This window comes from Cognatundibacterium griseum, assembly GCF_014284195.1.
In the GTDB taxonomy this organism is placed as follows: domain Bacteria; phylum Pseudomonadota; class Gammaproteobacteria; order Burkholderiales; family Burkholderiaceae_D; genus Undibacterium; species Undibacterium griseum.
On record NZ_JACOGC010000001.1, the window covers coordinates 531,360 to 544,835 of the forward strand.

Annotated in this window: 12 protein-coding genes; 7 read left to right on the plus strand and 5 right to left on the minus strand. The window is 54.8% G+C overall.

The window, feature by feature from the left end; translation table 11 throughout:
- Window positions 1–83: 83 nt before the first annotated feature.
- The 3 genes from H8K27_RS02390 to yihA all read right to left on the minus strand — a co-directional run bounded on the left by H8K27_RS02390 (window position 84) and on the right by yihA (window position 3,343).
- The gene (locus tag H8K27_RS02390; protein WP_186861595.1) at window positions 84–1,202 is read right to left on the minus strand and encodes a magnesium transporter CorA family protein; all 1,119 of its coding nucleotides are present in this window, start codon (window positions 1,200–1,202) and stop codon (window positions 84–86) included.
- Window positions 1,203–1,431: 229 nt separating this feature from the next.
- Window positions 1,432–2,433, minus strand: coding sequence for a porphobilinogen synthase (hemB, locus tag H8K27_RS02395; RefSeq protein ID WP_186861596.1), 1,002 nt, complete (start codon window positions 2,431–2,433; stop codon window positions 1,432–1,434).
- Window positions 2,434–2,611: 178 nt separating this feature from the next.
- Window positions 2,612–3,343 carry a ribosome biogenesis GTP-binding protein YihA/YsxC gene (yihA, locus tag H8K27_RS02400; protein ID WP_186861597.1) on the minus strand — a complete coding sequence of 244 codons (732 nt, stop codon included), beginning with the start codon at window positions 3,341–3,343 and terminating at the stop codon, window positions 2,612–2,614.
- Between the two features lie 200 nt (window positions 3,344–3,543).
- Between yihA and H8K27_RS02405 the strand changes: the two genes are divergently transcribed.
- The 6 genes from H8K27_RS02405 (at window position 3,544) to H8K27_RS02430 (ending at window position 10,301) form a co-directional block, all read left to right on the plus strand.
- Window positions 3,544–4,212: a c-type cytochrome gene (locus tag H8K27_RS02405; RefSeq protein ID WP_186861598.1), complete on the plus strand. Its 669-nt coding sequence runs from the start codon at window positions 3,544–3,546 to the stop codon at window positions 4,210–4,212.
- A gap of 194 nt (window positions 4,213–4,406) precedes the next feature.
- Window positions 4,407–6,560 (plus strand): cytochrome c biogenesis protein ResB, encoded by a 2,154-nt coding sequence (locus H8K27_RS02410; protein WP_186861599.1) that lies wholly within the window; start codon window positions 4,407–4,409, stop codon window positions 6,558–6,560.
- A 77-nt stretch (window positions 6,561–6,637) separates the two neighbouring features.
- The gene (gene ccsB / locus H8K27_RS02415; protein WP_186861600.1) at window positions 6,638–7,783 is read left to right on the plus strand and encodes a c-type cytochrome biogenesis protein CcsB; all 1,146 of its coding nucleotides are present in this window, start codon (window positions 6,638–6,640) and stop codon (window positions 7,781–7,783) included.
- A 177-nt stretch (window positions 7,784–7,960) separates the two neighbouring features.
- The gene (msrP, locus tag H8K27_RS02420) at window positions 7,961–8,941 is read left to right on the plus strand and encodes a protein-methionine-sulfoxide reductase catalytic subunit MsrP (protein WP_186861601.1); all 981 of its coding nucleotides are present in this window, start codon (window positions 7,961–7,963) and stop codon (window positions 8,939–8,941) included.
- 5 nt (window positions 8,942–8,946) lie between these two features.
- Entirely contained in the window at window positions 8,947–9,567 is a 621-nt protein-coding gene (locus tag H8K27_RS02425; RefSeq protein WP_186861602.1) for a protein-methionine-sulfoxide reductase heme-binding subunit MsrQ, read from the plus strand.
- 107 nt (window positions 9,568–9,674) lie between these two features.
- Window positions 9,675–10,301, plus strand: a complete 627-nt coding sequence (locus H8K27_RS02430; RefSeq protein ID WP_186861603.1) for a 1-acyl-sn-glycerol-3-phosphate acyltransferase — start codon at window positions 9,675–9,677, stop codon at window positions 10,299–10,301.
- A 78-nt stretch (window positions 10,302–10,379) separates the two neighbouring features.
- On the opposite strand, the gene lptM is transcribed toward H8K27_RS02430, so the two are convergent.
- The gene (gene lptM / locus H8K27_RS02435) at window positions 10,380–10,508 is read right to left on the minus strand and encodes an LPS translocon maturation chaperone LptM (protein ID WP_186861604.1); all 129 of its coding nucleotides are present in this window, start codon (window positions 10,506–10,508) and stop codon (window positions 10,380–10,382) included.
- Between the two features lie 64 nt (window positions 10,509–10,572).
- On the opposite strand from lptM, the gene cyaY reads away from it, so the two are divergent.
- Complete coding sequence (gene cyaY, locus H8K27_RS02440; RefSeq protein ID WP_186861605.1) at window positions 10,573–10,884, plus strand: iron donor protein CyaY; 312 nt, start codon at window positions 10,573–10,575, stop codon at window positions 10,882–10,884.
- 86 nt (window positions 10,885–10,970) lie between these two features.
- On the opposite strand, the gene H8K27_RS02445 is transcribed toward cyaY, so the two are convergent.
- Entirely contained in the window at window positions 10,971–13,295 is a 2,325-nt protein-coding gene (locus H8K27_RS02445) for a penicillin-binding protein 1A (protein ID WP_186861606.1), read from the minus strand.
- Between the last annotated feature and the right edge of the window lie 181 nt (window positions 13,296–13,476).

Here is a 13,476-nt window from a genome sequence, read left to right on the forward strand (position 1 = left end):
TGGCGTCAAAATATACTGGGGGGGGAGTATCTGTGAAAGTCTAATTGCTGTCTGGAGGATAGCCTGTTTTTTACCGATACTCCCTATTTTTGTGAATGCCGGTTACGTGCCCGGTCTTCCAGATAGCGTTGGCTGCGGAAGTAAATCAAGAGAAGCAGAACGATGATGGCCATGCTGCCCATGGCGATCCAGAAGCCGGCCGGATGCTTCAGCAATGGCATGATCTCGAAGTTCATGCCGAAGATGCCGGTAATCAGCGTCAGCGGCATAAACAAGGCGGTGATGACCGTCAGGGTGCGCATGATTTCGCTGGTTCTGTGCGCCATGGCCGAAAAATGAATCTGCACCGCGGATTCCAGTGAAGCTTCCAGCCGCCGCGCATGGTTCAGAACCCGGCTGATATGTTCCATCACATCATTCGTTCGCACCAGCAGCAAGTCTTTGGCGCGGCCATGATCGTCGTTGCCGCCGTCATGGGTGTCCACGATGTGATCGCGTAATTCCTGCAGCGCATCGTGCTGCTCTTCACACAGGTTATCGAGCTTGCGCAATTCGAGACGCGAATCGAGCAATGCCATCCAGTTGTTGAACGGGCGGCGCGGGTCCAGCAGCGCATGTTGCCAGCGATCCAGTTGCTGCGTCAGCGGCTGACGCAGTTCCAGATACTGATCCACCATGGCATTGAGCAGCCGCAGCATCAGGTCTATCGGCGAGGCGGGCAATCTGCTGCCAGCATGCGGACTGGATTCGGCCTTCTGGCGGTGGTGTAATAACTTCTGACGCGCCGTTTCGATGGTGCGGCTTTTCGCATCGCGGACCGTGATCAGGGCGTTGCCCAGCAGGAAAAAGGTAACCGGCTGGGTCGCCAGCTTATTCAGCGCTGCCGGGATTTTCCGTTTTTGCTGTTCCGCACTTTCCGCGGCGACGCTGGTTTCACCATTCAGCGCCAGTTTGCGGAATACCAGCATTTCATAATCATGCGCGTTGTCGAAATACGAGGGATGGCTCAGGTTGAGCGCATCGGCCAGATGCAGATCGTAAAGATGAATGCCGGTAATGCGTTCGACTTCCGCGCGCCATGCTTCCGGATTCGCGCCCACTTCATCATGCGTGGCGTCGAGCCAGAGAAACGTGGCCTGCGCTGGCTGGCCGGCTGCCGGGTTAAGCAGTACCTGATGGTCGGTAATGTGAAAAATGTTCATGCGCGCTGTCGTGGAAAATCATGATGCACAGCAGTGTAACGCATTGATTGCCGTGGCTGCGGCTTTGTCTTCCGGTACGTAAAACGCTGACGGAAAAATACCGGCTGAAGCGAGGGCGGAAGTGAAAACGTCGTGATGAGTGAGCTTGATCGTTCCGGTCAGGCCACACGCAGGCAGGACTGACCGGAACACCGGACTGAGCCGGATTTAAGCTGGAATTGAGCCGGAATCAGGCATGTTTCAGCAGGCGTGCAATGTCGCGTGCAAAGTACGTGAGCACGCCGTCAGCGCCGGCGCGTTTGAATGCCAGCATGGCTTCCATCATGGTCTTGTTGTGATCCAGCCAGCCGTTCTGCGCGGCCGCCTTGATCATCGCGTATTCGCCGCTGACCTGATAGGCAAAGGTCGGAACCTTGAATTCGTCCTTGACGCGGCGGACGATATCGAGATACGGCATGCCCGGTTTGACCATCACCATGTCGGCGCCTTCGGCCAGATCGAGCGCCACTTCGCGCAGCGCCTCATCGCTGTTGGCCGGGTCCATCTGGTAACTCGCCTTGTCGCTTTTTCCGAGATTCGCCGCCGAGCCGACCGCATCGCGGAACGGGCCATAAAATGCAGACGCGTATTTTGCAGAATACGCCATGATGCGGGTGTGGATGAAATTATGCGATTCGAGCGCATGGCGGATCGCACCGATGCGGCCATCCATCATGTCGCTGGGCGCCACGATATCGGCACCGGCGCGTGCCTGTGTCAGCGCCTGACGTACCAGCATGTCCACCGTCTGATCGTTCAGCACATAACCGTTGGCGTCGAGAATGCCGTCCTGACCATGACTGGTGTACGGATCAAGCGCAACGTCGGTCAGGATGCCGAGTTCCGGAAATCGGCTCTTGAGCTCGCGGATCGCACGCGGAATCAGACCGTCGGGATTGGTGGCTTCCACACCGTCCGGCGTTTTCAGTGCCGGGCTGATGGCAGGAAATAATGCCATGACCGGGATTCCCAGTGCCACGCATTCTTCTGCCACGCCAAGCAGCAGATCGACTGAAACACGCTCGACACCGGGCATCGATGCGACTTTCTCCGACTGATTTTTTCCATCGATAACGAAAACCGGATAAATCAGATCGGCGGTGGTAATCGTGTTTTCGCGCATCAGCGCGCGTGAAAACGCATCTTTGCGCATACGGCGCATACGCACGGCGGGGTATTGGGAAGGTTTCATTGAGGACATGATGAGTAGAATTTGAGAAAAAATTAAATGAAACTTTTTTTAAGCAAGCACATCTTAAAGCACAGGTAAGGAATGATCTCCGAGCCTACCGCTTCTCCTCCCTGAGCGGGCACCGTTCGTCCCTATTCGAACGGTTGTTATTTCCCCCGGCTGACCGGCCGGGGGCTTTTTATTCCGGCACCGCCATATCTTCCCCGTGATCCGGCGAACCGGATGCTTCCGGAGTGACCGGCAGCGGCTGATCGAGTCCCACCAGTTGCTGGACTCTGGCATCGGCTTCTTCAATGCCGGTGCGCTTCAGGGCAGAAAACAGCTGCACGCTGTACGGAAACAGCGGACCTTCATCATCGGTGTATTCGGCCAGCACGGCTTTGGCCTGGCGCAAAGCATTGGCGGATTCATTGCGGTTCAGCTTGTCTGCTTTGGTCAGGATGCAGTGCACTGGTTTGCCGGATGGTGCGAACCACTCGAGCATCTGCCGGTCCAGATCGGTGAACGGGCGTCGGGCATCCATCACCAGCACGAGTGCTGCGAGCTGGGTGCGGCGCTGTACATAGGCGCCGAGCAACTGGTTCCAGTGATCTTTTGCAACGCCGGGCACTTCAGCGTAGCCATAGCCCGGCAAATCAACCAGCAGGGCGCGGATTTCGTCAACGCGGGTTTCGTCTTTCCGGTGCTGGCCGACGTGCGCGCCGCCGATCGAGAAAAAATTAATATGCTGGGTGCGACCAGGGGTTTTTGATGCAAAACAAAGCTTCTTCTGATTGCATAGTGTATTAATAGCGGTTGATTTTCCGGCGTTAGAACGGCCGGCGAAGGCAATTTCCGGCACATGGGTACGCGGCAGATCACGTAAGTGATTTACCGTGGTAAAAAAGCGGGCTTGCCAAAGGATAGACATAGGGAAAGGAAAAATTGAAAAATGCAACAGTCAGCGGTAAAAACGCCTGAAAGCTATTGTACAATAAGGGGTTAGGTAATGGGCAGCAACAAGCAAGTCCTTTCCTTTGCAGGAAGGTTTCATCGGCTGATGCGTACGGACCAGGCAGCAATGTGTCGCCATCAGGACAGATTTCTCTTATTTAGTCTCAGGGTGTTTGAATGAACCGTGCTTTCTTACCATGTTTGAAGTCCCTCCGCGTCGCTGTTCTTGCTGTTTCAGCGATTGCTTCCGCCGCATACGCTAACGAACCAGCCAAAGCTGCAAAGGCCGATCCTGCAAAAGGTGAAGCTTTGTTCACTAACGGTGATGCGGCACGCGGTATTGTTGCCTGCGCTTCCTGCCACGGCGCTGCCGGTAACTCGACCATCACGGTGAATCCTAAACTGTCAGCCCAGCACGAGGCTTACATCACCAAACAGCTCCAGGACTTTACTGGTGCAGACCGCAACAACCCTGTCATGACCACCTTCGCCAAGGCAATGACACAGGAAGACATGAAAAACCTCGCAGCCTATCTGTCTGTGCAGCAGTCCAAACCCGGTGCCGCGAAAAATAAAGACATCGTTGAACTCGGCAAGCAGATTTACCGCGGTGGTATCGCAGAAAAGAATGTTCCGGCCTGTGCCGGCTGCCACAGCCCGAACGGCGCAGGTATCCCTGCCCAGTTCCCGCGCATCGCTGGCCAGCACCAGGATTACACGATTGCCCAGCTGACTAATTTCCGTACCGGTGCGCGTAAAAACAGCGCCCAGATGGTCACCATTTCCAAGAAAATGTCTGACGACGAAATGAAGGCAGTGGCTGATTACGTGGCTGGCCTGAAGTAATTCCGGCGCAGTTGCAAAAACAGGGAGGGGGTGGCGTAATGCCATCCCCTTTTTTTCAGATTCAGAGCGGACGCGCATATCCCGGCGTTGTTGTTGTTGCAGCCGGTTGCACTTTATCGCCTCAGGCAGGCTGACTGCAGTATGTCGCTGGGGCAGGGCAAATTTGCGTCAACTCTGAGATTTTTCAAGACAGTATGGAATACAAGACAGACGAAAACGAAGCGCTGGCAGATACCCGCGGCATCCAGCTCAGCACACGCCGCGCCTGGCTGGCCGATGCGGTGGAGCTGTTATCGTCGATGCGCTTTGCCATCAGCTTGCTGACCCTGATTGCGATTGCTTCTGTGATCGGCACCGTGCTGAAGCAAAATGAGCCGATGCCGAATTATGTGAATCAGTTCGGGCCGTTCTGGTTTGAAATTTTCAACCGTTTCAGCCTGTACACGGTGTATTCGGCATGGTGGTTTTTGCTGATTATGGGATTTCTGGTGTTGTCCACCAGCCTCTGCCTGATCCGCAATACACCGAAAATGCTGAAGGACATGCGCAGCTGGCGCGAGCATGTGCGTGAGCAGTCGCTGCGCAATTTCGGTCATAAGGCGGAATGGCACAGCACGGGGACGCGCTCCTCCCTGCTTGCGGCGATCAGCCATCATCTGAACCGTACCGGTTATCAGTGGAAAACAGTGGACAAGGACGGTGCCACGCTGGTCGTCGCCAAAAAAGGCGCCGGTAACAAATGGGGCTATATCTTTGCGCACGCAGCCATCGTGATTATTTGCGTCGGCGGTTTGATCGACTCGGATTTGCCGATACGCTTTCAAATGTGGTTCATGGGCAAAGTCCCGTTTGACGGCAATGGCATCATCGCGAAAATTCCTCAGCAGCACCGGCTGCCATTATCGAATCCGGCTTTCCGCGGCAATACCATGATTCCGGAAGGTGCCAGCAGCAATACGGCGATCATTCCGCAACAGACCGGCGTACTGATTCAGGATCTGCCATTCACCATCCGGCTCAAGAAATTCACCATCGATTTTTACAGCAGCGGCATGCCGAAGCTGTTTGCCAGCGATGTGGAAGTCACTGACCATGAAACGGGGAAAATGTTTTCTTCGACCATCAAGGTCAATCAGCCGCTGATTTATAAAGGCATTGCCGTTTATCAGTCCAGTTTTGAGGATGGCGGCAGCCGCCTGCAGCTGGCGGGATATCCGATGCGCGGCAACAGTTTTGCGACTTTCCCGCTGAAAGCGGAAGTGGGCGGCAGCACGCCATTGGCAGCAATGGCCGGCGATGGCGATTACACGATTGAATGGTCGGGTTTCCGTCCGTTTAATGTCGAAAACATGGCACGTAACGGTTCGGATGTGCGTGCAGTGGATGGCAATAAGACTTTCAATGAAAAATTCAGTGCCGATCTGGACCGGCACCTGGGGTCTGCCGCTAAAAATGCGAATAATAAAGACCTCAAAAACGTCGGCCCCAGCGTCCAGTATAAATTGCGTGACAAGACTGGCCAGGCCAGGGAATTCAATAATTACATGCAGCCGGTACTGGTGGACGGCGATTACATGTTCCTCGCCGGAACCCGCGATTCTCCGGCAGACAGTTTCCGTTATTTGCGGATTCCGGCGGATGACAATGATTCCGTTGTCGAGTGGATGCGCCTGCGCGCCGCGATGAGCGACCCGCTGCTGCGCGAGCAGGCAGCGACCCGTTATGCCCGCCGCGCTTTGCCTGCCAGCATGGCGAATGCACAACAGCTGCAGTCGCAACTGGCAGAGTCCGCCCGGAAAAGCCTCACCATCTTTGCCGGCGATAACCGGCAGGCCGGGTTTGTGGCGATTTCCCGCTTTCTGGAGCAGATTCCGGCAGCAGAGCAGGGCAAGGCCGCCGATGTGTTCATGAAGATTCTGAATGGCAGTCTGTGGGATTTATGGATGCTGGCGCGTGAAAAGGAACAATTGCCGCCGCTGGAGCTGACTGAAAAGCATGCGCATTTCCTGCAACTGGCGACAACCGCGATGTCGGATGCCTTTTTTTATGGCGCGCCGGTCTATCTGCAACTCCGGCAGTTTGACGAAGTCAAAGCCTCCGTGCTGCAGGTAACGCGCTCTCCCGGAAAAAATGTCGTGTATCTGGGTTGCCTGTTCCTGGTGCTGGGCGTGTTTGCCATGTTCTATATCCGTGAGCGGCGTTGTTGGATCTGGCTCAAGGATGATGGCGCGGGGACCGCTATACTGATGGCGCTGAGTTCGCAGAGAAAAACGCTGGATTTTGAAAAAGAATTTACGCAGTTGAGCGCCGAGCTGGCGCATATCGCGCAGGGCGGAGCGGCAAGCTAGAATCAGGGCAACATGCTGTCCCGGTATCGGCTACACTGCATGCGGCACGGTGGCCGCGACGGGATTGAGGAATCAAGATGGAAATCACACAACATTACACACCCTATCAGGGGTTTTTCAAACGCCTGGGGATTCTGGACTGGCTGTATGCCTTTGCGCTCAGTCTGGCGTCGCTGTTTGCCCTGAATCGTTTCGGTGCCTACATGGATGGTTACGAAAAAGCCATTCTGTTGCTGGCAGCGCCAGTATTTGCCTGGCTGGGATGGCACTGGAAACCGGTAAGGCGGCTGATGCTGCTGCTGGCCGTGCTGAGTTTATCGACCATTTACCTGTATGGCGGCAACCTCGAAACGGGCAACCAGAAATTTTTACTGAAGTATCTGCTGTCGAGCCAGTCCGCTATTTTGTGGATGAGCACCCTGTTTTTTTTATCCACCCTGTTTTACTGGGGAGGGCTGATAACCCGCTCCGGCTTTGGTGCTTCGGTCGGCTCGGTACTGTGCTGGGCTGCGGTGGTGATGGGTTTTACCGGGATGATGGTGCGCTGGTATGAGTCGTATCTGGTGGGCGTGGACATTGGCCATATTCCGGTTTCCAATCTGTATGAAGTTTTTATCCTGTTTTCGCTGATTACTGCCCTGTTTTACTTGTACTACGAGCAGCAATATGCGACGCGCCAGCTGGGGGCGTTTGTGTTGCTGGTGATCTCGGCAGCAGTTGGCTTTCTGCTGTGGTACACCGTCAGCCGCGATGCCGCAGAAATTCAGCCGCTGGTGCCTGCCCTGCAAAGCTGGTGGATGAAAATCCATGTGCCTGCCAATTTCATCGGCTACGGCACGTTTGCGCTGGCAGCGATGGTGGCGCTGGCGTATTTGCTGAAATCCAGAGGTTATCTGGCAGACCGTCTGCCGGCGCTGGAAGTGCTGGATGATGTGATGTACAAAGCGATTGCTGTCGGCTTTGCCTTTTTCACGATTGCGACCATTCTGGGCGCTTTGTGGGCTGCCGATGCCTGGGGCGGTTACTGGTCGTGGGACCCGAAAGAAACCTGGGCCCTGATCGTCTGGCTGAATTACGCTGCCTGGCTGCACATGCGCCTGATGAAAGGCCTGCGTGGGCAGGTGGCCGCCTGGTGGGCGCTGGTTGGTTTGCTGGTGACCACGTTTGCTTTCCTCGGCGTGAATATGTTTTTATCCGGTCTGCATTCCTACGGAGCGCTGTAAGCCCTCGCTGCCACCCGCTGTCTGACGACACGCAGGTCTCAGCTGATGTTTTGGATGTTTTCTTGCTATTTTTTGTAAGCGTCAGCAGAAATTTCCGACTCATGAGAAACTAAGCGCCATGTCCGCAGTCTGAACAAGACCACGGACATGGCTGATGTTTCATACAAGGAGTCCATCATGCTGATCAGAACCACCTCGCACGGCGTTACGCCGATCCCTGCTTCCGAAATCACTCCGCGTGCTGTCTTTGAATCCCGCCGGGAATTCATCCGCCAGCTTGCCGTCGGTTCGATTGCGGGCGGCACCTTGCTGGAAATGGCCAGCCGGGAAGCATTTGCCCAATCGGGCACAGCACAAAAACTGGCTGCCGCCATGAATCCGGCTTATGCGCTGATGGAGAAAAAAACAGCGTACAAAGATGCCACGACGTACAACAATTTTTACGAGTTCGGCACCGACAAGGCCGATCCGGCCCAGACGGCAGGTTCGCTGAAAACCCGTCCGTGGACGATCACGATTGACGGCGAGGTCAAAAAGCCGCTGACGCTGGACCTGGATGCCCTGCTGAAACTGGCACCGCTCGAAGAGCGCATATACCGTCTGCGCTGTGTTGAAGGCTGGTCGATGGTGATTCCGTGGATCGGTTATTCCTTGTCTGCGTTGCTGAAAAAAATCGAGCCTACCGGCAGTGCGCGTTATGTGGAATTCACCACGCTCGATGACAAGAAACAGATGCCCGGCCTGCACAGCCCGGTGCTGGACTGGCCGTATGTCGAGGGCTTGCGGCTGGATGAGGCCAATCACCCGCTGACCTTGCTGACGCTGGGCATGTATGGCGAGGTGTTGCCAAACCAGAACGGCGCACCGGTGCGGATTACCGTGCCGTGGAAATACGGTTTTAAATCCGCCAAATCGATTGTTCGTATCCGTCTGACCAGAGATCAGCCGCGCACCGCCTGGAATAACGCGGCACCGCATGAATACGGCTTTTATTCAAATGTGAATCCTCAGGTGGATCATCCGCGCTGGTCGCAGGCCAGCGAACGGCGGATTGGTGAAGATGGCCTGTTCACACGTAAACGCAAAACCCTGATGTTCAATGGTTACAGCGAAGTCGCATCGCTTTACAGCGGCATGGATCTGAAGAAATTTTTCTGAACAAGATGACACCTGACCGCCTGCAAATTGCCCGCATCAAACAGATTTTGTTTGTCTGTGCTCTGATACCATTTTTACGCCTGCTGGGTTTTGCCCTGACCGACCGGCTCGGCGCCAATCCTTTGGAATTTATCTCGCGCAATACTGGTGACTGGACTTTGTATTTCCTGTCCATCACGCTCGCGATCACGCCCCTGCGCCGCTTGCTGCATGTTGGCTGGATTGTGCAATTGCGCAGGATGCTGGGATTGTTCGGATTTTTTTATGCCAGTCTGCATTTTCTGACTTTTTTATGGTTTGACCATTTTTTTGATCTTGAGGAAATGTGGAAAGACGTCTTGAAGCGCCCGTTTATCACGGTCGGCTTCGCTGCGTTTGTCTGCCTGTTGCCACTGGCGCTGACCAGTACCAATCGCATGATGAAGCGGCTTGGCCGGCATTGGCAGCGCGTGCATCGTTTGATTTACGGCATCCTTCCGCTGGGTGTGCTGCATTACTACTGGATGAAGGCGGGCAAGCATGATTTGTCGCAGCCTTTGCTGTTCGCATTGCTGATTGCGGTGCTGCTGTCGTTGCGCCTGTGGTGGCGCTGGTCGGGTCGGCGAGCTGCCAGCGCCGTATCCTGAATCCAGATGGTTTTTGCCCGGCTGACCTCGGGCATGTGTCTTTGCGTCTGATTTTTTTCGCGGCATAATGCTCGCCATAAAACAATCAGAACAGGTGCGGGACAACCATGACGAATTATCAATTACAACAGCAGCAGATGCAGACCACGACACAACGCTGCGCGCTGCGCATGCTGCGTCTGCTGGGCTGGAATGTCAATTACAAACCATTGCCCGGTCCCAGAGGGGTCATCATTGTGTATCCGCATACCTCGAACTGGGATTTCATGGTTGGCGTGCTGGCGAAACTAGCGATCGGGATGCCATTTTATTTTATTGCCAAGTCGTCTTTGTTTGAGGGCGTGACCGGCGCCACGATCGGCCGGCTGGTGCGTTATCTGGGCGGGGAGCCGGTAGAGCGCGGCGTTTCGACCGGCGCGATCGGCCGCCTGGCTGACAAAATGCATGCCGCGGACTGGTACTGGATGGCGCTGGCACCGGAAGGCAGCCGCAGTCTGAAGCCTTACTGGCGCAGCGGTTTTTATCATATCGCCGTGGCGGCGAACGTACCTTTGGGCTGCGCTTATTTCGACTTCCGCAAACGCGAAGTCAGTCTGGTGGATTATCTGGATTTGTCCGGCGATATCCAGCAGGACATGCAGCATATCCGCGATATCTACCGGGATGTGCAGGGATGCCGCCCGCAACTGGCCAGCCCGGTTCAGTTGCGCACGGATGATGAGGCAAGAAACTGAGAAAAGTAGGGAGTACCCCGAAAAAACGACCTGACGCCCTTTTAAAACAAGGTGTTTGATAAATACTCCCCCCGAGTATTATTTTGTCGTGGACAAGGTCTGTGCGGCCGGTTTGTTCGGCAGATACAGCGGCGCTTTCTGGCCGCAGCCGGAGAGCACGCAGATGAGCAGCAGCGTCGAAATCAGGGTACGTATTGGGGATCGCATCTTGGATTTATATAACACCGTTTAAAATGACGGTTTCAATGTGAATGAATTCAAGGAGTGTAGCATGACTGAATCCGATTTCCTGGCGTTGGCCGAGTCCTGCCTGAGCCAGGTGGAAGAAATGTTTGAAGCCGCGTATGAAAACGATGAGCTGGATGTCGAATGCAGCCGCACCGGCAATGTGCTGACCATCGAATTCGTGAATAATGGTTCCAAGATGATCGTTAACAGTCAGGCTCCGATGCAGGAAATGTGGCTGGCGGCCCGCAGCGGTGGATTCCATTACCGCTATGACGGCCAGCACTGGATCAATACCCGCGATCAGTCTGAACTCTTTACCACCCTGCAACGGCTGGCGCAGGAGCAGGGGCGCTAAATTACTCAGCCGAGCAGCCGGACCGGCAACGGGACAGGCGCCGCCGCCTGAGTGCGTACGGCCCCGGCGTGCCGGATGTCTCCCGGTTATTCTTCAATCAGTTTTGGCGGCGGCGGGGTATTCAGATCGGTAATCCCTGTGCCGGGCGGATTTTCTGCATAGTAATAATCGCCGTTGACCGCGATGACACCATTGGGTACGGGACGCTCTTCAATCGGAATTTCTTTCAGCGCTCTTTGCATATAACCAATCCAGATCGGCAATGCCAGGCCGCCGCCGGTTTCACGGTTACCCAGATTCTTGGGCTGATCGAAACCAATCCATGCGATACCCACCAGCTTGGCCTGATAGCCTGCAAACCAGGCATCAAAAGAATCATTGGTCGTACCGGTTTTGCCTGCCAGATCAGGTCGTTTTAAGACCATCGCTTTGGTGGCTGTCCCATAGCGCACGACATCCTTGAGCATGCTGTCCATCAGGAAGGCATTGCGTTCATCAATGACCCGGTTGGCTTCATCGCCGGCTTTGTCAGGATTTGCCTGCACCAGGATTTTGCCGTTGCTGTCGGTAATCTTGCTGATCAGATAAGGGTTGATTTTGTAGCCGCCATTGGCAAACACCGCATAGGCGCCGGCCATCTGCAAAGGCGTGACGGCACCGGCACCCAGTGCCAGGGTCAGGTAAGGCGGATTTTTTTCCGGGATGAAACCGAAACGATTCGTGTATTCCTGTCCGTACTTGGCACCGATGCGATGCAGGATGCGGATGGAAATCATGTTTTTGGATTTGGTCAGGCCTTTGCGCATCGTCATCGGACCTTCGTATTTACCGTCGTAATTTTTCGGTTCCCAGGCTTGCCCGCCGGTTTGCCCTGCATCAAAACTGATCGGCTCATCATTAATGATCGTGGCCGGAGACAAGCCTTTTTCCAGCGAAGCGGAGTAAATGAACGGCTTAAAACTGGAACCCGGCTGGCGCCACGCCTGAGTCACATGGTTGAATTTGTTGAAATTAAAATCAAACCCGCCGACCAGTGCCTTGATCGCCCCATCCGTGGTACTGGCGGAAATAAACGCGGACTGCACTTCCGGCATTTGCGTGATGCTCCAGTTTTTTCCTTCCTGCATCACCCGGATCACGGCGCCGCGCTGAATGCGCTTATTGGCCGGTGTTTTGGCGGATAATCCGCTGGCAGCAAAACTCAGACCAGCTTCGTCAATATGAATCTCCTCGCCGGATGCCAGCACCGCCCGTACTTGTTTGGGCGCGGCGTCCAGCACCATGGCTACCTGCAGGTCATCGCTGTTGGAATGCTCCGCCAGCGCTTTTTCAATCGCATCATCGGCGGCTTCCTTGCCTTCCGGAATGGCGACGATGGCTTCCGGACCGCGATAGCCGTGGCGTTTTTCATAATCCATCACACCGCGCCGCAGCGACAGATAGGCGGCATCCTGATCTGCTTTGGTGATCGTGGTGTAGACATTGAGTCCACGGGTATAGGTATCTTCTTTGAATTGCTCATAAGCGAGCTGACGCGCCATTTCCGCAACATATTCGGCATGCACGCCGAAATCACTGCTGTCGGTTTTTGTCGTGAGCTCCTCGTTTTTCGCCTGCTGGTACTGCGCTTCGGTTATATAACCGAGCTGCCGCATGCGTTGCAGGATGTATTGCTGGCGAACCGATGCCCGTTTTGGGTTGGCCACAGGATTGTAGGCAGAAGGGGCCTTAGGTAAGCCGGCCAGCATGGCGGCCTCAGCGATCGTGATGTCTTTGAGTTCCTTGCCGAAATAAATCTGTGCCGCGGAAGAGAAGCCATAAGCGCGCTGACCGAGATAAATCTGGTTCATATACACTTCCAGAATCTGGTCTTTCGTCAGATTCTGTTCAATTTTCCAGGCCAGCAAAACCTCATAAATTTTTCTTTTGAAGGTCTGTTCGCTCGACAGGAAAAAATTCCGTGCTACCTGCTGCGTAATGGTGGAGGCGCCTTGTCTGGCGCCGCCGGTCAGGTTATGCAGGGCGGCGCGGGTGATGCCGAGGTAATCGACCCCGCCATGTTCATAAAACCGATCGTCCTCGATCGCGAGTACTGCTTTTTTCATGATATCCGGAATCTGGTCGAAACGGACGACATTGCGCCTTTCCTCGCCGAATTCCCCCAGTAATACATGGTCGGCAGAAAAAATCCGCAGCGGCATTTTCGGTTTGTAGCTGGTAATCGAATCGAGCTCCGGCAGATTCGGGTAAGCCATTGTCAGGGCAAAACCGATAATCAGTGCAACGGCCAGCGCCAGACCTGCCATCACGCCAATGGTCCCCAGCAGGAGGCGGCGCAACAGCGGCGCTTTATTTTCGGCGGGTGCTGCGGGCTTGGATTTTGAGGAAGCCGTGGTTTCTTGATCTGTCATGTGTTTATTCTGTAACAATCGCAAGTTACATTATAACGGCTGTCCCGTTGCACCCCGGTGAAACTGCCGTGAGCGAAGGAATGCAGAGCTAAATTTCAGCCCGAGTGGAAATTTGGCAACGGAATCTGAATGTGCTCTGAGGAAAGTCCTTTACCAATGCAGCCTATATTGCTAGGATTTC